We start from the raw sequence: 24,798 nt of genomic DNA on the forward strand, positions 1-24,798 counted from the left end.
CGCGGTGCGGCCCATCGCGACACAAGGCCGCTCCCACAGGTAAGGCGCCAGCTTTTAGAAATTGAGCAAGACAGTTGCTCCCACATCGGACGGCGTACACCGTGCCTTCGTGGGAACAGCCCCCGAGGCCATCAGCCGTTACGCACGGCCGTGCGGGGATGGCGCCTGCTGCGTACGAGCTGGTAGGTCACCGCCAGCACCACAAACCAGATCGGCGTCACCACCAGCGCTGAACGGGTATCCGCTTCCAGGCTCAGCAACACCAGGATGAAAGCGAAGAACGACAGGCACACGTAGCACATGAAGCGCCCGCCCGGCATCTTGTAGTTCGATGCCTGGTGTAGCGCCGCGCGGTCTTTGCGGTACTTCAGGTATGACAGCAGAATCAGCGTCCACACGAACATGAACAGTACCGCCGACACGGTGGTGACCAGGGTGAATGCCTCGACCACGTTCGGCACCAGGTAGATCAGCACCGCACCGAGCAACAGGCAGGTGCACGAGAAGTACAGGCCGTTGGCCGGCACCGAACGGCTCGACAGTTTTTCAAAGGCCTTGGGCGCGTCACCTTCCTGCGACAGGCCGTAGAGCATGCGGCTGGTGGAGAATACGCCGCTGTTGGCCGAGGAGGCTGCCGAGGTCAGCACCACGAAGTTGATGATGCTCGCTGCCGCCGGCAGGCCTGCCAGCACGAACAACTCAACGAACGGGCTCTTGCCTGGCACCACGTCGCGCCACGGGGTCACGGCCATGATCGCGATCAGCGCCAGCACATAGAACACGATGATGCGGATCGGGATCGAATTGATCGCCCGCGGCAGGGTGCGTTCCGGGTTCTTCGCTTCGGCGGCGGTGGTACCCACCAGCTCGATGCCGACGAAGGCGAACACGGCGATCTGGAAACCGGCGAAGAAGCCCATCAGGCCATGGGGGAACATGCCGCCGTCATTCCACAGGTTGGCCAGCTGGGCGGTGCGCCCGCTGGGCGAGGTGAAGCCGGTGATGACCATGTATAGGCCGGTCGCGACCAGACCGAGGATGGCAACGATCTTGACCAGGGCGAACCAGAACTCCATTTCGCCGAACATTTTTACGGTGACCAGGTTCAGCGACAGCAGCAGCCCTACGCAGGTCAGCGCCGGTATCCACTGCGGCAAGTTAGGGAACCAGAACTGCGTGTAGGCGGCGATGGCGACCACATCGGCAATGCCGGTGACCACCCAGCAGAACCAGTAGGTCCAGCCAGTAAAGTAGCCGGCCCAGGGGCCGAGCAGGTCGGCGGAAAAGTCGATGAACGATTTGTAGTTCAGGTTCGACAGCAGCAGTTCGCCCATGGCGCGCATGACAAAGAACAGCATGAAGCCGATAATCATGTAGACGAAGATGATCGATGGCCCGGCCAGGCTGATGGTCTTGCCTGAGCCCATGAACAGGCCGGTACCGATCGCGCCGCCGATGGCGATCAGCTGGATGTGGCGGTTGGTCAGGTTGCGTTGCAGGTGCGGTTCATCTGTCGCTATGGGTGAGGTTTGCGTCATAGGCTGCATTCCCTTGTAAAGGCCAGTCTTCTTGTCAGAGGTAGCCGGCTAGGCTAACACGCGCGTTCCAGATCGGGGCGCGACAGATCGACTCTCCATTTGCAGCTCAGCATTTGGCCTGTACCGGCCTCTTCGCGGGTAAACCCGCTCCTACAAAGGCAACGCGGTCCCCTGTAGGAGCGGGTTTACCCGCGAAGAGGCCAGCACAGGCAACACAAGGCTCAAGCGCTGGCCAAGACCCGGCGGCGCCTCACCACCAAACTATCCACCCCCCACATCACCACCATCGACACCCCCACCAGCGGGAACATCACCCCCAGCACCAGCATCACTGCCACTGCCGCCTTCCAGCGTGGCAGGTCATGACGCAAAGGCGGTACGCCCAGGCCGCCTTCAGGCCGGCGCTTCCACCACATCACCAGCCCGCTCACCGAACCCAGCAGAATCATCAGGCACACCAGCAGGATGATGATCTGGTTCAGCGCCCCGAACATCTTGCCTTCGTGCAGCATCACGCCCAGCTCGGTGGCGCGGGCGACTGGGCTGTAGTCGTGCCAGCGCACATCGGCCAGAACCTTGCCGGTGTATTGGTCGACATGCAGGGTGGCGTCGTTGCGCGGGTCGTCGGCGAACACGGCAATGGTGAACACCCCGTCGGCAGTGGTGGGCAGGGTAATGCTGTAGCCCGGCTCGACCTGACGCGAAGTGGCAATGTCTTCGATTTGCTGCACGCTCACCTGGGGCGCTGCGGGCAGGTCCGACATCATGTGGTGCCCGCCGTGCTCGGCGTGTGCACCGGACTGTGGCATCGGCGTGTTTTCCATGGCCCAGGGTACGGTCTGGCGGTGTGCGCTGTTCAGCTCACGCGCCTGCTGGTCCGACTTGGGCACGTCGTTCCACATGGCTGCCGGGAAGCGGTTCCACAAATCAGCGTACTGCTTGCCCCACAAGCCGGTCCAGGTCATGCCGCTGATCAGCATCAACAACAGCAAGGCCGAACCCCAGAAACCGGTTACCGCGTGCAGGTCACGCCAGAACAGCCGGCCGCGCGCCGACAGCCGCGGCCAAAGCACGCCTGCGCCACTGCGCCCGCGCGGCCACCACAGGTACAGGCCCGATACCACCAGCACGATGCCCCAGCCCGCCGCCAGTTCCACCAGCCGGTCACCGACCGTGCCGACCATCAGCTCGCCATGCAGGGCGCGGGCGATGGCCTGCAGGTTCTGCTTGCCGTCCTGTTCGCCGAGGACCTTGCCGCTGTATGGGTCGACGAACACGTTCAGTTCGCGCCCGCCGTCATGCACCACGAACTGCGCACTGCGCGCGGCGTTCAGTGGCGGCAAGTACTGGGCGATGTGGCCCTTTGGGTAGGCTTGGCGCACTTCAGCCAGCATCGTGTCTGCGCCCTGCCGGTGCTGGCCGGCCTCGACCACCATCAGCTCGCGGTACAGCAGCGGGTCGAGCTGGGGCTTGAACAAGTAGATGATCCCGGTGATTGCCAACAGGATCATGAACGGGGCCACGAACAGCCCCGCATAAAAATGCCAACGCCAGGCCAGGTTATAGAAAGAGACGCGTGTTCCTCTCATGGGAACCTCCTTTTTTGACCAGCTGAAAGGCGCAACCGAAGCTGCGCCCGTTGTTGTCAGAAGCTGAAGTCGACCTTGGTCCAGAAGGTCCTGCCTGGCTCGTTGACCGGCTGTGGATCTGTAGCCGGGTAGCCGAACCCGGCGTTCCCGGCCAGGTTCAAGTGCTCGGCGTAGGTTTTGTCGAACAGGTTGTCGACCCCTGCGCTGAGCTTGAGGTTGTTGTTCACCTTGTAGGCGCCGTTCAGGGAGAACACGCCGAAGCCGGCGCTCTTGTCGTAGTCCTTGCCGACGACGTTCCCTTGGTTTTCGGCAATGCGGTTTTGCGCCGCCACCAGCCGCCACAGTGCGCCGACGCTCCACACGTCGCGGCTGTAGGTCAGGCCCATGCGGCTTTCCAGGGGAGGCATTTGAGGTAGCGCTTTGCCGTCACTGCTGTTCTTGCCCCAAGCGTAGGCAAGCGTGGCGTCGGCCTTCCAGTTTTCAGTCAGCTGGTAGGCGGCGCCCAGTTCGCCACCCATGATGCGGGCGTCGATGTTCTGCGCCTGGGAGGTGCTCATGCCCATCATGCCGGTGCGGTAGTCGAACAGGATGTAGTCGCGAATCTGCCCGACATAGCCCGAAGCCCAGGCCTCCAGGCGCTCGGTGCGGTACTGGATGCCGAAGTCGAGCTGGGTAGTTTTCTCTGGCTTGATGCCGTCGAAGGCGTTGGCTGCCCCGGCGGGTGCCAGCTTGGGTGAGAACAGCTCCCAGTAGTCGGGGAAGCGCTGGGCGTGGCCGAGGCCGATGTAGGTGGTGGCCGGAATGGCTGCCAGGTCGTGCTCGTAGCGGATGAAACCGCTCGGCAAGGTGTCGGCACGGGTGTCGCCTTCGGTGGCGCTGGTTTTGCGGAAGTCACGCGCCGAGGCGCGGTCCAGGCGGGCGCCGGTAATCAAGCGGTCCTCACCGCTGACGTACCAGGTCAGTTCGCTGAAGGCGCCGTAGTTGTGGAAGTCGGCGTCCTTGGTCCAGGCCTGGCCCTTGTGTGCGTCCACACCCATACCGCCACGCTGGCGATGTTCGTTGGTTTGCGCGTCAATCCCGCTGATCAGCTGCACGTCGGCCCAGCGCCAGGTGGCTTTGATGCGTGCACCCATGGTGCGGCGGTCGACGTTGCTGACCATCGGCATGCCCATCATGCCGCTACCCGACGGCGTGCGCAGGCTGTAGTTGTCCATCACATGGTCGGCGTAGTTGTAGTAGACCTGCGCCTCGACCTTGTCGAGCACCTCGCCGAGGTTGGACTTTTCAAAGCGCAGGCCCAGGCTTTCGCGCTTGAACTGCGAACCGTCCATGCCGCGCCCGGCATAGCGGGCTTCGCCGTCACCCTTGCCGGCAGTCAGCTCCAGCAAGGTGTCCTGGTCGGGTGTCCAGCCGAGGGCGACATCGCCATTCCACTTTTCCCAGCGCGACGGCACGGTGTCGTTGTTGCCGTCGTGGTAGTCGTCCGAGCGTGACTGGTTGCCGACGAAGCGGGCATAGGCCTGACTGTTGCCGGCCGCAGCATCCAGCACCTTGTCGAAGCGGCCGTTGGAGCCGGCCAGCAGGCTTGCGTTGATGCGGCTGCCGAGGGTGCCGAACTTCTCTGGTTCGCGTTCGAAGAGGATGGTGCCGGCCGAGCCGCCGGGCCCCCAGATGACGCTCTGCGGGCCTTTGATCACGGTCAGGCGGTCGTAGGTTTCTGGCGAGATATAGGACGTGGGCGCGTCCATGCGATTGGGGCAGGCTCCAAGCATCAAGCCGCCGTTGGTGAGGATGTTCAGGCGCGAGCCGAACATGCCGCGCAATACCGGGTCGCCGTTGGTACCGCCAGCACGGATTGCCGAGAAGCCGGGGATGGTCTTCAGGTAGTCGGCGCCGTCGCTGGCCGGCACTGGCTGGCGCGGGTCTTTCGGGTTGGTGACCACGGTCAGCGGTGAACTCGGGGCCACGGCGGTGATCACCGTCGGGCTCAGCTCGGGTGCGTCGTGCACATGGCCTTCATGGCCAGGGTCGGCGGCCAGGGCCATGGGTGCGAGCAGCGAACCGCAGAGGGCGGCGATGGTCCCACGCAGGGACAAGGCAAAAACAGGGGTGCAGCCGGACATAATGATTCCAGTCGATCAGTCATGAGTTAGCGCGAAGCCTCCTGGCTTCGTGCGCAAAATGTGGTTTCAGACGTTGATCGAAGAAGGCGGGGCGCGGCTGCGCGCACCAGGGAATACAGCCTGCCGGGCATGGCCCTGGTGCGTTGGCGCAAGCAGGTGGGTGGTGGGGACGATGCTGCCGGCGCTGAGCGGGCTGAGGGCCTGGGGCAGGGCCGGGCAGTTGAACAACAGGCTGCAGTAACCGCACTTTTCCCACATCACATGCAACTGGCCATCGCCGCCGTGGCCGTGATGGGCGTCGCCGCCATGCTGATGGGCAGCCGCCATCGGCATGTCCATCGGCATGTTCATGCCCGCGTGGTGGTCCATCGGCATCGACTGGGAAATCAGCGGGCCGATGAAGATCATCCACATGGCGAACAGGCTCAGCCATCCGCCACCGGCGCGCCTGAGGTCAGGGCGGGTGGTACGGCCGATGCTGTGGCGCGGCAGGCTCATGGCGCGTGCCTGTCAGCAGGTATCAGTGCGCGTGTTCGTGGGCTTGCGGCTGGTCCGCTGGCGCCTGCTTCTGCACGGCCACTTCAACGGTGATGTCGCCGGCCTTTTCGAAGTGCAGGGTCAACGGGAAGCGTTTGCCGTCGCTGAGCAGGCTACGGTCCTTGGGCTGCATCAGCATCACGTGGTAGGCACCAGGGGCAAAGGTCAGGTCCTTGCCGGCAGGCACTACCACACTGGGCACCTGTTGCATCTTCATGGCGCCAGTGGCGCTCATGGCATGCTCGTGCAGTTGCGCGTCATCGCTGATGGGGCTGTCGACGCTGAGCAGGCGGTCATCAGCCTGGCCATTGTTGTGCACCACGAAGTACGCGGCGACGTTAGGCGCGTTGGGTGGCAATTGCAGCGACCACGGGTGGGCAATGTGCAGGTCACCCACGCTGTATTCGTGGGCATTGGCAAAGGCGCCAGGCAGCAGCAGGGCGGCCATGACGAGGGCGTGCTTGAGCATGGTGAATCTCCGTTTCCGTTCTGGTTCAGGCAGACAGCGTGATGAACTCAGGCTAGCGGAGAGGCACGAGGATTCAGCCCAGGCCAGAGCTGGCGGGGCGTGGGTGTGTACTTGGCAGGTGGCGGCAGCAGCCCGCTGAGCAGTGTCGGCGGGTTGTGCAACTGTGGCGGGTAGCCGGGCAGGGCCAGCAACGGCACGGCACCAGAGCAGCACCAGCAGTTCATCATGCCGGCGCTGTCGTCACTTTGCGGGCCGAGGTCGATCTTGGCCAGGGCCTGAACGTCGACGTTGGCCTTGTTGGCCATGCTGGAACAGAAAGCCCCCCACAGCAGCTGCTCGGCCGGGCCCTTGGGCGCAGCAGAAGACAGCGGCATGGCCAGCAAGTTGAATAGCACTGCAAGGCAGGCTATCCAGGCAATGTGCCGACGTGGGGGCATGGAGAGATCCGGTCAGGAATCGTGGTGGCTATTGTAAGGCGGAGTATAGGTAAAAATGGCAGGGTGCGGTGAAGTGACGCAGGTGGCCTGGTAATGGGGGCTGCTGTGCAGCCCATCGCGACACAAGGCCGCTCCCGCAGAATTGCGGCAGCCTCGAATACTGCGCTGTCCTGTGGGAGCGGCCTTGTGTCGCGATAGGGGCGCAAAGCGCCCCCGACACTCTCAAACCTTGTTGCGGCCCATCAACCCGCGCACGGTCTCTTGCAGGTCAGCCGGCAACACCACCACCTTGGCATTGCTGCTGCCCGCCAGGTTCTCCATCGCGCCCACATAGCGTTCGCCCAATAGGTACATCGCCGGTACGGTCTCGTTGCCCACCGCTTCCTTCACCAGCGAAATCGAGCGCGCCGAGGCCTCGGCCAGGCTGATCTGCGCCTCGGCATCCAGCCTGGCCGCCTGCAGGCGCGCCTCTGCTTCAAGGATCGCCGCCTGTTTGGCCCCTTCGGCGCGGGTGACGTCGGCCTTGCGCTCACGCTCGGCTGCGGCCTGGCGTTCCATGGCCAACTGCATGTTTTCCGAAGGTTTGATGTCTTGAATTTCCACCGAGCGCACGGTCACGCCCCAGTCTTCGGTCTGCTCGGACATTGCATCGCGCAGACGGGCCTTGATCTGCTCGCGGCTGGACAGCGCCTCGTCGAGGTCCATTGCACCGACGATGGCGCGCAGCGAGGTCATGGTCAGGCTGGTGACGGCGAACGAGAAGTCCTGCACGCCATACGAGGCTTTCTGCGGGTCGACTACCTTGGCGAAACACAGGGCGTTGGCGACGATTACCGCGTTGTCCTTGGTGATGATTTCCTGCTGCTGCACATCGAGGATGATGTCCTTGGTCGGCAGGCGGTAGGCGACCACGTCCATGTAGGGGATGACAATGTTCAGGCCCGGCTTGAGGGTGCTGTGGTAGCGGCCCAGGCGCTCGACGATCCACTCCTCGCCCTGGGGCACGATGCGCACCCCCTTGAACACGGTGATCAGGACGAACAGGGCAATGGCGCCGACGACGATGAGGCTGGTCATGCTGCAAAATTCCTTTTAATGCGGATTCAGGCCCGGATAACGCGGGCGGTGTTCCCCTCGATGGCGGTCAGGCGTACCCGCTCGCCGGCGGCGATCTGGCTATCGGCGATGCAGGTCCATTCTTCGTTGCCGAGGATCGGCTTCTGGAAGCGTACGCGGCCTTTCTGGAACTCCGACACGGGAGCGGTCAGCAGGCCCACTTCGCCGATCACGCTGTCGGCGGTCCAGCGCACATCCGGCTGCTTGCGCCGGAACACTTTGAACCACAGCACAGTGGTGGCCGACGACAGCAGTACCCACAGCAGGACCTGCATGTCCAGTTGCAGGCTGGGTGCGGCGAGCGAGATAAGCGAGACCAGCACGGCGCCGATGCCGAACCAGAGTATGAAGAACGTTGGGAGGACCAGTTCAAGCAGGATCAGCGCGATGCCGAAGACCAGCCAGATCCACCATTGCATTTCCATATGGGTGAAACCTTCCGGGGGAGGGGCGTCGAGTTTAAGGCAGCAGAGCGGCAACGGGCCACTGGGTTAGTTGGAAGAAAAGTCTGAAATCGTTGTAGGAGTGCCTGTGTGTCGCGAAAGGGCAGCGCCTAGAGGGCGAGTGCTGTTGCCAGGTCCGCCAGTGAGTCGAATGCCCGGTCCACCTCCGGCAGTGCCGGACGTTTCAGGACAAGCACCGGCACGCCAAGCTCCCGCGCTACCTCCAGCTTCGGCTCGGTCGCCACACTGCCGCTGTTCTTGCTGATCAGCACATCGATGTGGCGGCGCTGGAACAACGCCCGCTCATCTTCGATATGGAACGGCCCACGTGCGCCAATCACTTCACAGCGCTCGTTGCCAGGGCACGCCTCCAGCGCACGCAAGGTCCAGAACTGCTCTGGCGGAATCTCGTCCAGGTGCTGCAGCGGCTCGCGTCCTAGCGTGAACAGTGGCCTGCGGAACGGCTTCAGTGCTTCGATCAACCCTGCCCAATCCTCGACTTCTCGCCAGTCGTCCCCTGCTTGCGCCTGCCAGGCGGGGCGACGCAAGGCCCAGCACGGGATGCCGGCGTTGCGTGCGGCGTTGGCGGCATTGCGGCTGATTTGCGCGGCATAGGGATGGGTGGCGTCGATCAGCAGGGTGATGCCCGCTTCGCGCAGGTAACGGGTCAAGCCCTCGACACCGCCATAGCCCCCGACCCGCACCTGGCATTGCAAGCCCTGCGGCACGCGGCCGATACCGGCCAGGCTGTAGACATGTCGAGGCCCGAGTTGGCGGGCCATCGCCAGGGCTTCAGTGACCCCCCCCAGCAACAGGATGCGCGCAGTCATTGCACACCCGCCTGGCCGACGATGCCGCCTTGGCGGTCGATGGCGAACACCTCCACGTGCACCTGCGCCGGCACGACGCTACGGGCGAAGGCCAGGGCGTGGGCACACACCGCGTCACCCAGGGCAATGCCGGCCGCATGAGCCAGGGCGAGCGCTTGCTGGCTGGTGTTGGCGCCGCTGATGGCAGCCTGCAACGCCTCGTCAGCGCCAATGTCTGCGGCCCAACCTGCCAGTTGCGGCAAGTCGATGCTGGAGTGACGACTGTGCAGGTCCATGTGCCCGGCGGCCAGTTTGCTGATCTTGCCGAAGCCGCCGCACAGGGTCAGGCGCGGCACCGGTACCTTGCGCAGGTGCTTGAGCACCGCGCCGACGAAATCGCCCATTTCGATCAGGGCGATTTCCGGCAGGCCGTAGACGCGGCGCATGGTGTCTTCGCTGGCATTGCCGGTGCACGCGGCTATGTGCGTGTAGCCGTTGGTGTGGGCCACGTCGATGCCTTGGTGGATCGAGGCAATGTAGGCCGCGCAAGAGAACGGCCGGACGATGCCGCTGGTGCCGAGGATCGACAGCCCGCCGAGGATGCCCAGGCGCGGGTTCATGGTTTTCAGGGCCAGTTGCTCACCACCTTGCACATTGACCGTGACCTCGAAGCCGCCAAGGTAGCCGCACGCGTCGGCCAGGCGTTGCAGGTGTTCACTGATCATGCGCCGAGGCACCGGGTTGATGGCCGGTTCACCCACCGCCAGCACCAGCCCCGGGCGTGTCACCGTGCCCACGCCGCTGCCAGCGACAAAACCAATGCCAGGTTCCGCCAGCAGGCGCACCTGGCTATAGAGCAGGGCACCGTGGGTCACGTCCGGGTCGTCACCCGCATCCTTGAGGGTGCCGGCTTCGGCGCACTCGCCGATCAGGCGGCAGAATTCCAGGCGCATCTGCACGACCTTGCCTTTGGGCAAGGTGATGTCCACCGCATCATCACGCTGCCCGGTGAGCAGCAGCTTGGCCGCTGCCAGGCTGGTGGCGGTGGCGCAACTGCCAGTGGTAAGGCCGCTGCGCAGAGGCGCGGGCTGTTCGCGGGTTTCTTCACGCATCGGCGGGTTTCAGTACTTCCAGAAGGGTGATCGGCAGCGCCTGGCGCCAGGTGTCGAACGCACCCAAGGGCTGGGCATGAGCGACATGGATGCGGGTCAGCTCACCACCGTGCTGTTCGCGAAAATGTGCCAGGGCCAGTTCGCTTTGCAGGGTGACGGCGTTGGCCACCAAACGGCCGCCGGGGCGCAGGCTTGCCCAGCACAGGTCCAGTACACCTGCGCGGGTAACGCCGCCTCCGATGAAGATTGCATCCGGTTGTTCCAGGCCTTGCAGCGCCGCTGGCGCCTTGCCGCGAATCAGTTGCAGGCCGGGTACACCCAGTGCATCGCGGTTATGCTCGATCAAACCCTGGCGGCCTTCGTCGGCCTCGATGGCCAGGGCGCGGCATGCCGGGTGGGCGCGCATCCATTCGATGCCGATCGAGCCGCAGCCCGCACCGACATCCCACAAAAGTTCGCCGGGTTGCGGTGCCAGGCGCGCCAGGGTGATGGCGCGGACATCGCGCTTGGTCAACTGGCCATCGTGCCGGTATGCGGCGTCTGGCAGCCCGGCCAGCCGGTGCAGGCGGGGCGCATCGGGCGTAGCCAGGCATTCGATGGCGACCAGGTTGAGCGCCGCGATACCGGTGTGCGGCCAGTCCTGGGCGGTGCCGGCCAGTGCACGTTCGTCCACACCCCCCAGGTGCTCGAACACCTGCAGGCGGCTTGGGCCGAAGCCTTGCTCGCGCAGCTGCGCGGCAATTGCCGCCGGGCTGTCGCCATCGTTGCTCAGCACCAGCAGGCGCATGCCGCTGTACAAGTGGGCATTGAGCGCTGCCAGGGGGCGGGCCACCAGCGACACCACCTGCAGGTCCTGCAGCGGCCAGCCCAGGCGGGCAGCGGCCAGGGCGCAGGAAGAGGGCATCGACAGCACGCGCATTTCTGCAGCAGGCACCTGGCGCGCCAGGCTGGCACCGACGCCGTAGAACATAGGGTCACCGCTGGCCAGCACGCACACCGGCTCGCCGCGAAGGGCCAGCACCGGGGCCAGCGAGAACGGGCTGGGCCAGGCCAACTGTTCAGCGGTCACGCAACGTGGCAGCAAGGCCAGCTGGCGCGGGCTGCCGAAGACCCGGCCAGCGCCCAGCAGGGCGCGCCGGGCCTGTTTGCCCAGGCCGCTGAAGCCGTCTTCGCCGATGCCTACTACTGTCAGCCAGGGTGTCATGTATTTCGATCCGCCATTTTTGGGGCCGCTTCGCGCCCCTTCGCGGGCAAGCCCGCTCCTACAGATACAGGGCAGCCTGTGCAGCCTGCAGTGATCCTGTGGAAGCGGGCGAGCCCGCGAAGAAGGCGACGCGGTCCTGAAATTCTACTTAATCGCCGAGGATGCTCGACCACCGGCTTTTCATGCCGCCGGACAAAGCAGGCATAATACCGCGCCTTCTACACTCAAGCGCATTTTCACAGACTGCCGGATGCCCCTTTGACGCAGGCCCATGCCCCCCACGTATCGCCCCGCCCCTCGGCCTGCCCGGGGTTGTGGCGCATTGTCAGTGCCCGTGATGGCGGTATCTGCCGCATCAAGCTGCCGGGTGGCCTGCTGCTGGCCGAGCAGGCTGAAGCCGTGGCGGCGGCGGCGGAGCGTTTTGCTGGCGGCGTGATCGAGGCCACCAACCGTGGCAACCTGCAGATTCGCGGCATTGGCAGCGAGCATCGCGCTTTGGTCGAGGCACTGCTCGCAGCCGGCCTGGGACCACGCGATGCCGCGGGTGACGATGTGCGCAACGTGATGCTCAGCCCGCTGGCCGGGCATGACCCGCTCATGCTGCTGGACGCCCGGCCGCTGGCCGGGCAGATCCTCGACCTGTTGGAAGGCACCCCGCGCTTTCACCAGCTGTCGGCCAAGTTCGCTGTGCAGCTGGATGCCGGCGAGCGCCTGGCGATGCTCGAACACCCCCATGACCTGTGGCTGTCGCCCCTGCACCTGGATCAGCAGACCTGGCTGGCGTTTGGCCTGGCAGGTTGCCCGGCAGAGGGCCAGGCGCTCGGTGCGGTGCCGCTGGCGCAGGGCCTGATGCTGGTGCGCGCCGTGCTGGAGCGCTTCCTCTATCTGGCATCCCCGACGCAGACGCGCATGCGCCAGCTGCTTGAGGTGTACCCGCCAGCTGATTTTGTCGCTGGGCTCGGCCTGGACATCCGCCGCGATGCCGCCGTGCTCACGTGGCGGCGTGAACAGCACCGCGCCTCGTGGTTGGGCAGGTTGCCCCAGGCGCAGGGCGTTGCCCTTGGCGTTGCCCCGCCGCAAGGCCGCCTGACCCCCGCGATGCTGCGTGGCGCCGCACGTATTGCCCGTGAACTGGGCGATGCCAGCATGCGCCTTAGCCCCTGGCAAAGCCTGGTGCTGACCAACCTGCAAGCGCAGCACATCGATCAGGCCCTGGCCGAACTGTCTGCGCTGGGGTTGCTGTGCCACGACCGTGAACCCCTGGCGCGTATCAGCGCCTGCACCGGTGCCAGCGGCTGCGCCAAGGCCCTTGCCGAGACCAAGGCTGACGCCGTTGTCCTGGCCGCGCTGCTGGGCCCTGGCGTGCCGGCCAGCGTGCACCTGTCTGGCTGCCCCCGTTCCTGTGCTGTGGCCCATGTTGCCCCGGCCACCTTGCTGGCCCGCTCGCCGGGCCGTTACGACTTGTACCTGCGTGATGCGCGCCAGCCGGGTTTCGGTGCCCTGCGCGCCACCGACCTTACCTTGAATGAAGCAGGCGCCATGCTCGACCTGCCGACGGAGCACCTTGATGATTGACTACATCCGCGATGGTCAGGAGATCTATCGCAATTCCTTCCGGATCATCCGTGAGGAAGCCCGACTCGAGCGGATCCCCGCAGACCTTGAAAAGCTCGCCGTGCGCGTGATCCACGCCTGTGGCATGGTCGACGCCATCGATGGCCTGCAGTTCTCCGACGGTGCCGGCCGGGCCGGGCGCGAGGCGCTGCTCAACGGCGCGCCGATCCTGTGCGATGCGCACATGGTGGCCGAAGGGATCACCCGGGCCCGCTTGCCAGCTGACAACAAAGTCATCTGCACCCTGCGTGACCCCAGCGTGCCGGGCCTGGCCAAAGACGCTGGCAACACACGCTCCGCCGTAGCCCTGGAGCTGTGGCGCCCTTACCTGGAGGGCAGCGTGGTGGTCATCGGCAATGCCCCTACCGCGTTGTTCTACCTGTTGGAAATGCTCGACGCCGGTGCGCCCAAGCCGGCGCTGATCCTCGGTTTCCCGGTCGGTTTCGTCGGCGCTGCCGAGTCCAAGGCCATGCTCGCCGCCGACAGCCGTGGCGTGCCGTTCGTGATCATGCAAGGCCGCCTGGGCGGCAGCGCGATGGCCGCCGCGGCGGTCAACGCCCTGGCCACGGAGGTGGAATGATGGCCCCGCGCGGACGACTGCTTGGCCTGGGCGTGGGCCCTGGCGATCCTGAACTGATTACCCTCAAGGCCCTGCGCCTGTTGCGTGAGGCGCCGGTGGTCGGCTACTTCGTGGCCAAGGGCAAGCGTGGCAATGCCTTCGGCATTATCGAGGCGCACCTGCAGCCCGAGCAGACCTTGCTGCCGCTGGTCTACCCGGTCACCACCGAAGTGCTGCCGGCGCCGCTGTCCTATGAGCAAGTGATCAGCGACTTCTACGACGAAGCCAGCGTACAGGTGGCCGAGCACCTGGATGCCGGCCGCGACGTGGCGGTGATTTGCGAAGGCGACCCGTTCTTCTATGGCTCCTACATGTACTTGCATGACCGCCTGGCGCAGCGCTACGAGGCAGAAGTGATTCCCGGTGTCTGCTCCATGCTCGGTGGCGCTTCGGTGCTAGGGGCACCGCTGGTGTACCGTAACCAGAGCCTGTCGGTGTTGTCCGGCGTGTTGCCCGCTGAAGAGCTCAAGCGCCGTCTGGCCGACGCCGATGCAGCGGTGATCATGAAACTTGGGCGCAACTTCCCCAAGGTGCGCGAAGTGCTGGCCGAACTGGGCCTGGACGGGCGTGCGCTGTATGTGGAACGGGCGACCATGGCCAACCAGAAGATCGTGCCGCTGGACCAGGTCGACCCGCAGTCGTCGCCCTACTTCTCGCTGATCATCGTGCCGGGGGAAAAATGGCAGGGCTGAACATGCACAAGGCACCAGCCATCGTCATTCTCGGCCCGGGCAGCCTGGCGACGGCGCAGCGTATCCAGGCCTGTTATCCACAGGCCACGATCCATGGCCTCGAGGGGCGTGTCGAGGGTGCGGACCAGTCGTACGCGTCGTTTGGCGATACCCTGCGGGGGTTGTACCAGCAAGACACGCCGATCATCGCGTTGTGCGCCGCGGGTATCGTCATCCGCAGCCTGGCCAGCCTGCTCAGCGAGAAGGGCAGCGAGCCGCCGGTACTGGCCGTGGCCGAGGATGGTAGCGCGGTAGTGCCGTTGCTCGGCGGCCTCGGCGGGGTGAACGTGATGGCGCGCGAAATCGCTGACGCGCTGGGCGTTTCCGCCGCCATCACCACCAGTGGCGAGTTGCGCTTCGGGACTTGCCTGCTGAACCCGCCGCAGGGCTATGCATTGGCGGACATCGAGCAAGGCAAGCGCTTTGTATCCGACCTGTTGGCGGGTGAGTCTGTGCGCATCGAAGGTAACGCCCCGTGGCTGCAGCTGGCGCAGTTGCCCGCCAGCGAAGCGGCGCAGCGCACCATTCATGTGGGGCATCAGGCGCGCCCGGCCAACCGCGACGAGCTGCTGATCCACCCGCGCCTGGTGGTCGTGGGCGTTGCAGGTGGCAATCTGCACAGTATTCGCGCAGCACTGCAGCAGGCCGGCATCGCCGAGCCCTCGGTAGCCTGCGTGCTGGCCGACGAGCGAACCATGGCCGACAGCGCCTTGCACGAAGCTGCGCAGGCCTTGGGGGTCCCCTTGCGCTTCGCCACCGGCCTTGGCGATGTGGCCAGCATGGTCGCTGCGGCGGTGCCCGATGCCGAGTTGATAGCGCTTGAAGAGGTCGTGGTCGCGGTGGCGCCTGCCCCGATCGACGTAGCGCAGGTCGGCCGCCGTCGCGGTCGCCTGGCGGTCATCGGCCTTGGCCCAGGTGCGGCGGACCTGATGGTGCCGGCGGTCAAGGCCGAACTTGCGCAGGCCGAAGAGGTGCTCGGTTACGAAACCTACGTGCGCATGGCTGGCCCGTTCCGCAGCGACCAGGTGCTGCACTGCACCGACAACCGCGAAGAGATGCAGCGCGCCCGACATGCCTTCGAGCTGGCGGCCCAAGGCCGTTCGGTGGTGGTGGTGTCGTCAGGCGACCCGGGCGTTTTCGCCATGGCCGCTGCGGTGCTCGAAGCTTTGCACGAATCCAGTGACCCTGCCTGGCATCGCGTCGACCTGCAGATCTTGCCAGGGGTTTCAGCCTCGCTGGCAACCGCCGCCCAGGCAGGTGCACCGCTGGGGCATGACTTCTGCGTGATGTCGCTGTCGGACAACCTCAAGCCCTGGTCGATCATTGAAAAGCGCCTGGACCTGGCTGCCCAGGCCGACCTGGTGCTGGCCTTCTACAACCCGATCTCCAAGGCCAGGCCGCACCAGCTCGGTGTGGCCCTGGAGGTTGTGCGCCGCCACCGTGACGGGAACACGCCTGTAGTCCTTGGCCGTGACATCGGTAGGCCGGGGCAGACACTGAAGGTAGTCACCTTGGCCGAACTGCTGCCAGAAATGGTCGACATGCGCACCATGGTTCTGGTTGGCTCCTCTACAACCTGTGTATTCCCTCGCCTGTCGGGTGGGGTGTGGGCCTACACGCCGCGTTGGTACCCCACCGCCAACTAGTTGCGTCGGAAACTCTTCAGCGCGCTTTGTGGCCAGCGCGCTGGCTAAGGTGATTGCCCTTGACTCAAGGGGCAACCATCAAGGAGTTTCCAATGTCCGATGCAACCCAAATCACCACCACCGATGCCGCCATCCTGGTAGACGGCAACCTGCTTGCCTTCGGCGCGGGCATGTCTGCGCAAAGCCGTCATGATGTGAAGAATGCCTTCCACTTCGCCACGTTGGTCGCCGACAAAGCTTTTGACGCCGAAAAGCAGAGCCGGGAGTGGTACGACAAATTCATCGATGTCATGCGAGACCTTGGCTTTACCATCCCACGCCGTACCTTCGAACTTGAAACCTCGGTGGAACTGTCCGTCACCGTAGGCGCCGTGGCCATCCGCGCGATAGGTGTGGTCGGCAATGCGATGCTGGGCGGCACCAAGCTGGGTGAAGTGGCAAAGCGGGCGTTTGACAAAATGACCACAGTCGAAAACGACGCCAAGGTGCTCCACCACAAGCGCAAGAACAAAGCCAGGGGCCTGGTCGGCCTGGCCTCCTGCATTGAAACCTCAAAAAACGATGTGGTCATGGTGGTGAGCTGCATCCAGGCATCTGCCCCAGCACTGGACGACGATGTGCTCGGCATCCAGTGGAAGCTGGACAGGTCCGCTTACTACGCCGGCACGGCAGTGCTCACCCTCAATAACTTTGTCTACGACAAAGTCCGCGAAACCGTAGAAAACAAACTCGGCGTGCGCAGTGTCGAGAACGTGCTCGAGTACGACATCTGATTGCTCGGCGGCGTAGTCGCAACGCCGCCTTGTTCGGTTCTTTGTGACGAGGTAACACGATGGATAGAGCAGATGAGCAACTGATGTTGATTGGCGGAACAGCATTGCTGTATTCGCCAGGTGCAGTCGAGGCACAACGCCAGGCCGCTTTCGATTCAGTCCTGTACGCGCAGTTGGTAGCCAACAAGCACGCCGGTTCACGCGTGGACAATTATGAAAACTGGTATGCCGCGTATCGGGAGGCCTACCGCCAACTGGGCTGGATCAAGCTGGCCAGTACTCATGACCTGAAACCGTTGGGGCGACCTGTGCGCAACGCGCATATACAGCCACTTGAAGCGTGGCTGAAGATGCGTTCGCTTCGCCATGAGGCCGTGCTGGCGGCGATAAAGACGGGCCTTGGCCAGTCTGCTGAAGGCTTCCGGCACTTGCTGAGTTTCTGCGCGCATGATCAGGCGCAGTGCTCCACCCTGGTCATCGAACTTGGCGTACTCAAGCCGGGCCCGGCGCTGGACTTGTGCAGCATCTCGCTGCAAATCGACAAGCCACTCTCGCTAGTTTCGCTGGAGACATTTCTGGGCGAACAAGTACTTGAGGGCGAGGCCGAGTTCAACGGCGTTTCCCTGGCATTGGATGAAGGACGCTTCCAACGCCAGCGTGATGAATTGCAGGCCTTGATGAAAACCAAGGATGCACAGGCCGTTTACCGGTTCGACCCTTACGCACAACCTACAGGAGCAGCATCATGAGTGAAGCCACGTCTGCCGTGATCGGCGCTGGGATTGTTTCGTTCTTGCCGGGCGTCGACGCCGCGCAGAAAAACAAGGTGAAGCTGGCCTTGGCAATGGCCGAAAGAGCCACCGAGGCCGCTTTCAAAGAGGGGCTGATTAAAGACTGGTTCGCTTATTACCGTAACCAACTCAAATTCATGGGGTGGGATGCGGTAACGGCTGAGCAGATCCATTGGCCGGACAAGACGCGTACGCAACAGACGGATCAGGTGCTGCAGACCCTGTCCAAAACTGCCGGGGACAGCTTTGCATCGTCGGTCAAAGTGTCCATTCAAGCGTTGCTGACCAAGCCGTCGGTGCTGAAGGAACTTGAGAAAAAGGCATTCGAGATGCAGCACTTTCAAGTGTTGGCCTGTGCGCCGGCCGGTAATAACCGTGTCGACATGGTGATTTACCACGAAACGGACAAGCAGTCTGTTTTCAGTGCAGGGTTCATCAGCCGCAAGCGCAGTTACAAGAATGTGCGTGCGGAGCTGGTCCGGTTCAATATTCTGGCCTTCGAGAACAGCGTAATGCCAAAAGTGCAGGAAAGCGTCGTCAAGGTATCCCTGGCGCGCATTCATGACTATGCCATCTAAGGCACCAGGTACCCTTTGATCCCTGTAAAAATGATCTGCGCCGCCAGGGCACAGACGAACAGCCCCATCAAACGGCTGACGATCTGCAGGCCCTGGTCGCCCAGGATTCGCTCGATACCGTGGGACAGGTAAAGCACTAGGCCGACAGTGAAACTGGCCAGGGCAATGCTGACGATGGCCAGCAGTTTTTCATCCCAGTGCGGCTGGCTTACCCCCATCACCAACAGCGCACCGATGGTGCCGGGGCCAACCGTCAGCGGAATGGTCAGCGGTACGATGGTCACATCCTGCTGCACGTTGTCGGCCTGTACCGCCGGCTTGCCCTGGGCCATGCCCAGGGCCGAAATGAATAGCACGCTGCCGGCACCGATGCGGAAGGCATCGGCGGTGATGCCGAAAATTCCGAAGATCGCGCGCCCGAACAGGTAGAGCATCACGCTGGCGACCAAGGCTGCGAACGCGACCTTCCAGGCCAGTTGCTTGCGCTCCTTGCTGGAGTGGCCGCGGGTCAGGCTGATGAAACACGACAGCACGAAGAACGGGCTGTAGAGCACGAGCATTTTCAGGTAGACGCTGAACAACTCATGGAGCATGAGCAGTGTTCCTTGGGTTTATGCCGGCGCGGCCTTGTGTCGCGAGGCCGCTCCTGCAAGAGCATTGGATATCGGTCAGGACGTATGTGCCGGGTCCACCTTGGCTTCCCGGTGATTGGCCCAGTATTGAATCAGCTCGCGCAACTGCGACAACTCCACCGGCTTGGCCATGTGTCCGTCCATGCCTGCCAGCCGCGCGCGCTCCTTGTGTTCGGCCAGTATGTGCGCTGTCAGTGCCACCACCGGCGTGCGCTGGCGCTGGTTGTCAGCTTCCCAGGCCCGCAACTGCTGGGTGGCCGAGAAACCGTCCAGTATCGGCATCTCGCAGTCCATCAACACCAGGTCATAATGCTGCGCTTTCATTGCTTGCAAGGCCTCTTCGCCATTGCAGGCGGTATCGGGCTTGAGGTTGAGCTTGCCGAGCATGCTGCGGATCACCTTGGTCGAGATGCTGTTGTCTTCGGCGACCAGCACGCGGAAGTCGCCTGGCAGGTCCAGCGCCTGCGGGATGCCAGGCAGGCTGGCAGGTATCGCCTGTTCGCGGCCGCGCTGGGCCAGCTCCTCGGCCAGGGTGGTCTTCAACGTATAACCGGCCACCGGCTTGGCCAGTATTCGCTTGACCCCGGCGTTGCGCGCGATGACTTTGCTCGGCGCATTGCTGATGCCGGTGAGCATCACCACCAGAATGTCGTGGTTCAGGCTCGGGTCTTCCTTGATCTTGGCGGCCAGCTGCATGCCGGTCATGCCGGGCATGTTCTGGTCCAGCAGCACCGCGTCGAAGTAGTCGCGCAGGTGCGCCTTGGTGCGCAAAAGGGCCAGAGCTTCCTTGCCCGACGGCACTGCGCTGACGTTCATGCCCCAGGCGCTGCACTGCTGTACAAGCACCTTGCGGCACGTGTCGTTGTCGTCCACTACCAGCACGCGGGCATCGCGCAGCGGGCTGTCGAGGTCCGCCGGTGGCTGTTCCAGGCGTGAAGGGTCCAGCGGCAAGGTCAGCCACAGGGTGTTGCCCATGCCGGTGTTGCTCTTGATGCCGAACTCGCCCTGCATCAGACCGATCAACTGTTTGGCGATGACCAGCCCCAGGTGGCCACCCAGCTTGTTGCTGGAAAGGAAGTGGTGGCTGTGCAACTCGGCCTGCAGCAAGGCTTCACGGTCGGCAGCGGGCAACGGCTCGCCGCTGTCCTGCACGGCGATACGCAGGCGTGGCACCTCGCCGCGTTGATCCAGCGCCACCACCAGCAGGATCTCGCCCTGGTCGGTGTTTTTCAGGGCGTTTTCCAGCAGGCTCGACAAGGCCTGGCGCAGGCGCGTCGGGTCTCCGCTGATAACCCGCGGTACTTGTGGCTGGGTGAAGCTGATCAGCTCGATGTTCTGTTGCTCGGCCTTGGCGCGGAAGATGTTCAGGCAATCCTCGATCAGCGCGTTAAGGTCGAACTGCACATCATCCAGCTCGATTTGCCGGGATTCCAGCTTGGAAATGTCCAGAATTTCGTTGATCAGCGTCAGCAGCTCGTTGCCCGCGCTGTGGATGGTCTGCACATAGTCACGTTGCTTCACCGACAGCGGTGTGCCCAGCAGCAGTTCAGTCATGCCGAGCACGCCGTTCATCGGGGTGCGGATTTCGTGGCTGATCTTGGCCAGGAACTCGGCTTTGGCGTTGATTTCTGCATCGCTGGCGGCCAGTGCACGGCTGGCGCTGAAACGCTCCTCGCTTATGCGCCGCAGCCGTTCACTGACTGCCAGGTTGAGCAGCAGGCCACTGACCACGGTCAGGCCCAGCAGGATGCACAGCAGCCAGGGTGTCGAGGTGCGTGTCAGGCCCAGCAGGGCTGGCAGCAGGACCAGGCCTCCGAGGTTGAACACCACCATGGCCAGGCTGAACAGGCGTCCGGGTGCATAGCCCTTGTACCAGTGGTAGCTGCTGACCAGCAGCATGCTTACGCTGCCCAGCGCCATCAGGGCGTAGGTCATCAGGTTCAGTGGCAGGGTATCGACGAACAGCAGCACCAGGCCACTGAGCCCGACAATCAGCATCTCACCCTGCAGCAGGCGGTTAAGCCGTGGCGAATTGCACGGCGAAAAGAAATGTTGGGTGAAATACAACCCGGACAGGCCGGCCAGGACCAGCGTCAGATAGGCGGCAGGCGTTTGCGCACTGTGCCACACATGCCACCAAGGGCCGCTGAGGTTCAGCAGGATCAGGCCGCTGAGCAGCATCAGGCCGTGGTACAGCGCCAGGATCAGGGTGGTGCTGGAGCGGGTGTAGAGGAAGCGGATCAGGTTGTGCATGATCAGCATGATCAGGCCGCCGAACAGCATGCCGAACCACAGCGGCTGGCGTTGATCCGAGGCTGCCTCGGCCGCAGGTTCAAGGCTGATGGCCGGACGCAGCTGGTGCTCTGAGGCCAGGCGCAAGTAGATGTCCAGCGGTTGCCTGCTGTTGGGCAGGGGCAATACATGGTCGCTGCCACGCAGGGTCGGGCTGGCATTGCCGGTCTGGCGCCCGTGGTGCAGCTGACGCAGAAGTTGTTCGCCTTCGAGGGCGTAGAGGTCCAGGCCAGAAAGGTCTGGGGCAAATACCCGCAGCAGCTGCTCCTGGTCACCTGGTGCCAGACGATAGTGCAGCCACAAGGCCTGTCCAGCCGGGGCAGCATCAAGGTCGGCGAGAGGCAGTGGGCTGAACTGGTTGCGATAGCGCTCGGAGCGTACATCGCTCAGTTGCAGGTTGGCCTGTTCGTCGAGCAGAACGGTCCAGCCTCCGTCATGTTCGGCCGCAGCCGGAAACATGCAGAGCAGGGTCAGCAAGCTGACGATCAGAGCTGAGGCAATCCGAAGCCGACGCACTACGAAATCCCTTCTTGGCCGATGTGCCGGGTACTCACTATGCGCGGCGCGCGAAGTCGAAGGCAAGGCCCATTCCGGGCCCTGTCGACGAGCCGGATGCCGCAGGCTGAAACCGCTACGGCATACCGGTAGTACTTACTGCTGGTGCTCACCGCGCTCGCGGGCGATGGCCCGATAGCCGATGTCGGAACGGTAGAAACTGCCGTTCCAGCTGACTTCCTTGGCCAGGCGATAAGCCTGCTGCTGCGCGTCGGCAACGGTGCTGCCCATGGCGGTGGCACACAGCACGCGCCCGCCGTTGGTGGTTACCTTGCCATCCTTGAGCGCAGTACCGGCATGGAATACCTTGCCTTCGATCTTGGCGGCAGCGTCCAGGCCGTTGATCACGTCGCCCTTGGCGTAGTCGCCCGGGTAACCGCCCGCTGCCAGGACCACGCCCAGGCTCGGGCGCGGGTCCCACTGTGCTTCGACCTTGTCCAGTGCCTTGGCGAACGCAGCTTCCACCAGCAGTACCAGGCTCGACTCCAGGCGCAGCATGACCGGCTGGGTTTCCGGGTCGCCGAAGCGGCAGTTGAACTCGATGACCTTGGGGTTGCCCGCCTTGTCGATCATCAGGCCGGCGTAGAGGAAGCCGGTGTAGACGTTACCTTCCTCGGCCATGCCGCGCACGGTTGGCCAGATCACCTGGTCCATCACGCGCTGGTGCACGTCGGCGGTAACCACCGGGGCAGGGGAGTAGGCGCCCATGCCGCCCGTGTTCGGGCCGGTATCCTGGTCGCCGACGCGCTTGTGGTCCTGGCTGGTGGCCATGGGCAGCACGTTGTGGCCGTCGACCATGACGATGAAGCTGGCTTCCTCGCCGTCAAGGAACTCTTCGATCACAACACGCGAACCGGCTTCACCGAAGGCGTTACCGGCCAGCATGTCACGCACGGCGGCTTCGGCTTCTTCCAGGGTCATGGCGACGATTACGCCCTTGCCCGCAGCCAGGCCGTCGGCCTTGATCACAATCGGCGCGCCCTTTTCCTGCAGGTAGGCCAGGGCTGGCTCGATCTCGGTGAAATTTTGGTAGTCGGCGGTCGGGATCTTGTGACGCGCCAGGAAGTCCTTGGTGAAGGCCTTGGAGCCTTCCAGCTGGGCCGCGCCCTTGGTTGGGCCGAAGCAGTCCAGGCCGCGGCTGCGGAACAGGTCGACCACGCCGATAACCAGCGGTGCTTCCGGGCCGACGATGGTCAGGTCGACGTTTTTCTCGGCGAAGTCGGCCAATTGCTCCAGGGCACACACGTCGATGGCGACGTTCTCGCACTTGGCTTCAATGGCGGTACCGGCGTTGCCCGGGGCAACGAAGACTTTCTCGACGCGTGGGTCCTGGGCGACTTTCCAGGCCAGGGCGTGCTCACGGCCGCCGCTGCCGATGATCAAAACTTTCATGTCAAAACCTCGATTCAAGTGATCCCGTGGCTTGCGCCGAACACTGTGGGAGCGGGCTTGCCCGCGAATGCGGCGGTGAATCCACCATCGTATTCGCGGGCAAGCCCGCTCCCACAGGATCTCGACTCGCCTCGGGACCCGCGTAATTAGTGGCGGAAGTGGCGCATGCCAGTGAAGACCATCGCGATGCCGGCCTCGTCGGCAGCAGCGATGACTTCAGCATCACGCATCGAACCACCCGGCTGGATCACGGCGCTGATACCCACTTTAGCTGCATTGTCGATACCGTCACGGAACGGGAAGAATGCATCCGACGCCATGACCGCGCCCTGCACCTGCAGGCCAGCGTGCTCGGCCTTGATTGCAGCGATGCGGGCGGAGTTGACGCGGCTCATCTGGCCGGCGCCGACGCCGATGGTCTGGCGCTGCTTGGCGTAGACAATGGCGTTGGACTTGACGAACTTGGCCACTTTCCAGGCGAATACCAGGTCGTGGATCTCTTGCTCGGTCGGGGCACGCTTGGTGACGATCTTCAGGTCATCGGCGGTGATCATGCCGATATCGCGGCTTTGCACCAGCAGGCCACCGTTGACGCGCTTGAAGTCCCAACCGGCAGCGCGCTCGGCTGGCCACTCGCCGCACTCCAGCAGACGTACGTTCTGTTTGGCAGCCACTACGTCGCGGGCGGCCTGGGAGATTTTCGGGGCGATGATCACTTCGACGAACTGGCGGTCGACAATGGCCTTGGCGGTTTCGCCGTCCAGTTCACGGTTGAATGCGATGATGCCGCCGAACGCCGATTCGGTGTCGGTCGCGTAAGCCAGGTCGTAGGCTTTGCGGATGCCGCCTTCGTCTTCCGGTACTACCGCCACGCCGCACGGGTTGGCGTGCTTGACGATGACGCAGGCCGGCTTGACGAAGCTCTTTACGCATTCCAGCGCGGCGTCAGTGTCGGCCACGTTGTTGAATGACAGTTCCTTGCCTTGCAGCTGGACAGCGGTGGAAATGCTGGCTTCGCCTTTCTTGGCTTCTACATAGAACGCCGCGCTCTGGTGCGGGTTCTCGCCATAACGCATTTCCTGTGCCTTGACGAACTGGCTGTTGAAGGTGCGCGGGAATTCGCTGCGCGCCTCGGTGCTCAGGGTGTCCTTGGCCTGGTCGATGGTGCCCATGTAGTTGGCGATCATGCCGTCGTAGGCAGCAGTGTGCTCGAACGCCTTGAGCATCAGATCGAAGCGCTGGGCATAGGTCAGGCCACCGGCCTTGAGGCCTTCGACGATGCCGGCGTAGTCGCTGGCGTTGACCACGATGGCCACGTCCTTGTGGTTCTTGGCTGCCGAACGGACCATGGTCGGGCCGCCGATGTCGATGTTCTCGATGGCGGTCGGCAGGTCACAGCCAGGCTTGGAAATGGTGGCTTCGAACGGGTACAGGTTGACCGCAACCAGGTCGATCGGCTTGATGCCGTGCTCGTTCATGATGGCGTCGTCGGTGCCACGACGGCCGAGGATACCGCCGTGGATCTTCGGGTGCAGGGTTTTGACCCGGCCATCCATCATTTCGGCGAAGCCGGTGTAGTCGGCCACTTCCACCGCGTTTACGCCGTTGTCCTTGAGCAGCTTGTAGGTGCCGCCGGTGGACAGGATCTCGACACCGAGCTGCTGCAGCTCACGGGCGAATTCGAGGATACCGGTCTTGTCGGAGACGCTGATCAGGGCGCGGCGGACTGGCAGGCGGGTAGTCTGGTCGGTCATTTCGGGTTCCAATAACGCGGTGGAGTCAGCAAAAAAGGCGCCTC

Annotated in this window: 22 protein-coding genes; 7 read left to right on the forward strand and 15 right to left on the reverse strand. The window is 63.8% G+C overall.

The window, feature by feature from the left end; all coding sequences use genetic code 11:
- Positions 1-131: 131 nt before the first annotated feature.
- The 11 genes from cycA to V6093_RS20780 all read right to left on the reverse strand — a co-directional run bounded on the left by cycA (position 132) and on the right by V6093_RS20780 (position 11,377).
- Positions 132-1,538: a D-serine/D-alanine/glycine transporter gene (gene cycA, locus V6093_RS20730; RefSeq protein WP_406669599.1), complete on the reverse strand. Its 1,407-nt coding sequence runs from the start codon at positions 1,536-1,538 to the stop codon at positions 132-134.
- Between the two features lie 221 nt (positions 1,539-1,759).
- Positions 1,760-3,127, reverse strand: coding sequence for a PepSY domain-containing protein (locus tag V6093_RS20735; RefSeq protein ID WP_179053258.1), 1,368 nt, complete (start codon positions 3,125-3,127; stop codon positions 1,760-1,762).
- Between the two features lie 56 nt (positions 3,128-3,183).
- A complete protein-coding gene (locus tag V6093_RS20740) occupies positions 3,184-5,250 on the reverse strand; it encodes a TonB-dependent copper receptor (RefSeq protein ID WP_406669600.1) in 2,067 nt (688 codons plus the stop codon).
- Positions 5,251-5,316: 66 nt separating this feature from the next.
- On the reverse strand, positions 5,317-5,748 hold the full coding sequence (locus tag V6093_RS20745; protein WP_014754592.1) for a DUF2946 domain-containing protein: 432 nt from the start codon (positions 5,746-5,748) through the stop codon (positions 5,317-5,319).
- A gap of 22 nt (positions 5,749-5,770) precedes the next feature.
- Positions 5,771-6,256 (reverse strand): copper chaperone PCu(A)C, encoded by a 486-nt coding sequence (locus V6093_RS20750; RefSeq protein ID WP_003249653.1) that lies wholly within the window; start codon positions 6,254-6,256, stop codon positions 5,771-5,773.
- 47 nt (positions 6,257-6,303) lie between these two features.
- Entirely contained in the window at positions 6,304-6,693 is a 390-nt protein-coding gene (locus tag V6093_RS20755; RefSeq protein WP_017147985.1) for a DUF2946 domain-containing protein, read from the reverse strand.
- 222 nt (positions 6,694-6,915) lie between these two features.
- Positions 6,916-7,770: an SPFH domain-containing protein gene (locus V6093_RS20760; RefSeq protein WP_012053830.1), complete on the reverse strand. Its 855-nt coding sequence runs from the start codon at positions 7,768-7,770 to the stop codon at positions 6,916-6,918.
- A gap of 26 nt (positions 7,771-7,796) precedes the next feature.
- Positions 7,797-8,234, reverse strand: a complete 438-nt coding sequence (locus V6093_RS20765) for an NfeD family protein (protein WP_003249659.1) — start codon at positions 8,232-8,234, stop codon at positions 7,797-7,799.
- A gap of 128 nt (positions 8,235-8,362) precedes the next feature.
- A complete protein-coding gene (locus V6093_RS20770) occupies positions 8,363-9,082 on the reverse strand; it encodes a cobalt-precorrin-6A reductase (protein WP_047604677.1) in 720 nt (239 codons plus the stop codon).
- On the reverse strand, positions 9,079-10,173 hold the full coding sequence (locus tag V6093_RS20775; RefSeq protein ID WP_004577047.1) for a cobalt-precorrin-5B (C(1))-methyltransferase: 1,095 nt from the start codon (positions 10,171-10,173) through the stop codon (positions 9,079-9,081). Before V6093_RS20775 ends, V6093_RS20770 begins: the two co-directional genes overlap by 4 nt.
- The gene (locus V6093_RS20780) at positions 10,166-11,377 is read right to left on the reverse strand and encodes a bifunctional cobalt-precorrin-7 (C(5))-methyltransferase/cobalt-precorrin-6B (C(15))-methyltransferase (protein WP_047604678.1); all 1,212 of its coding nucleotides are present in this window, start codon (positions 11,375-11,377) and stop codon (positions 10,166-10,168) included. The genes V6093_RS20775 and V6093_RS20780 overlap by 8 nt, the downstream gene beginning before the upstream one ends.
- A 243-nt stretch (positions 11,378-11,620) precedes the next feature.
- On the opposite strand from V6093_RS20780, the gene cobG reads away from it, so the two are divergent.
- The 7 genes from cobG (at position 11,621) to V6093_RS20815 (ending at position 18,129) form a co-directional block, all read left to right on the forward strand.
- A complete protein-coding gene (gene cobG / locus V6093_RS20785) occupies positions 11,621-12,952 on the forward strand; it encodes a precorrin-3B synthase (protein WP_108079328.1) in 1,332 nt (443 codons plus the stop codon).
- Positions 12,945-13,571 carry a precorrin-8X methylmutase gene (locus V6093_RS20790; RefSeq protein WP_003249670.1) on the forward strand — a complete coding sequence of 209 codons (627 nt, stop codon included), beginning with the start codon at positions 12,945-12,947 and terminating at the stop codon, positions 13,569-13,571. The genes cobG and V6093_RS20790 overlap by 8 nt, the downstream gene beginning before the upstream one ends.
- Entirely contained in the window at positions 13,571-14,302 is a 732-nt protein-coding gene (locus V6093_RS20795; protein ID WP_047604704.1) for a precorrin-2 C(20)-methyltransferase, read from the forward strand. Before V6093_RS20790 ends, V6093_RS20795 begins: the two co-directional genes overlap by 1 nt.
- Positions 14,290-15,987, forward strand: coding sequence for a precorrin-3B C(17)-methyltransferase (gene cobJ / locus V6093_RS20800; RefSeq protein WP_267825617.1), 1,698 nt, complete (start codon positions 14,290-14,292; stop codon positions 15,985-15,987). The genes V6093_RS20795 and cobJ overlap by 13 nt, the downstream gene beginning before the upstream one ends.
- Positions 15,988-16,079: 92 nt before the next feature.
- A complete protein-coding gene (locus V6093_RS20805; RefSeq protein WP_012053823.1) occupies positions 16,080-16,760 on the forward strand; it encodes a hypothetical protein in 681 nt (226 codons plus the stop codon).
- A 59-nt stretch (positions 16,761-16,819) separates the two neighbouring features.
- Complete coding sequence (locus V6093_RS20810; protein WP_012053822.1) at positions 16,820-17,509, forward strand: hypothetical protein; 690 nt, start codon at positions 16,820-16,822, stop codon at positions 17,507-17,509.
- The gene (locus V6093_RS20815; RefSeq protein ID WP_012053821.1) at positions 17,506-18,129 is read left to right on the forward strand and encodes a hypothetical protein; all 624 of its coding nucleotides are present in this window, start codon (positions 17,506-17,508) and stop codon (positions 18,127-18,129) included. The genes V6093_RS20810 and V6093_RS20815 overlap by 4 nt, the downstream gene beginning before the upstream one ends.
- Here V6093_RS20815 and V6093_RS20820 read toward each other — a convergent pair.
- From V6093_RS20820 to purH, 4 genes are all read right to left on the reverse strand, one after another.
- The gene (locus V6093_RS20820; protein ID WP_012053820.1) at positions 18,126-18,722 is read right to left on the reverse strand and encodes a MarC family protein; all 597 of its coding nucleotides are present in this window, start codon (positions 18,720-18,722) and stop codon (positions 18,126-18,128) included. The two genes, V6093_RS20815 and V6093_RS20820, sit on opposite strands and share 4 nt — an antisense overlap.
- Positions 18,723-18,797: 75 nt before the next feature.
- On the reverse strand, positions 18,798-21,569 hold the full coding sequence (locus tag V6093_RS20825) for a response regulator (RefSeq protein WP_406669601.1): 2,772 nt from the start codon (positions 21,567-21,569) through the stop codon (positions 18,798-18,800).
- 135 nt (positions 21,570-21,704) lie between these two features.
- Positions 21,705-23,000: a phosphoribosylamine--glycine ligase gene (purD, locus tag V6093_RS20830; protein WP_003249685.1), complete on the reverse strand. Its 1,296-nt coding sequence runs from the start codon at positions 22,998-23,000 to the stop codon at positions 21,705-21,707.
- Between the two features lie 146 nt (positions 23,001-23,146).
- Positions 23,147-24,754: a bifunctional phosphoribosylaminoimidazolecarboxamide formyltransferase/IMP cyclohydrolase gene (purH, locus tag V6093_RS20835; protein WP_003249687.1), complete on the reverse strand. Its 1,608-nt coding sequence runs from the start codon at positions 24,752-24,754 to the stop codon at positions 23,147-23,149.
- Positions 24,755-24,798 lie beyond the last annotated feature (44 nt).

Source organism: Pseudomonas putida group bacterium ESBL64, from assembly GCF_045277175.1.
Classification (GTDB): domain Bacteria; phylum Pseudomonadota; class Gammaproteobacteria; order Pseudomonadales; family Pseudomonadaceae; genus Aquipseudomonas; species Aquipseudomonas alloputida.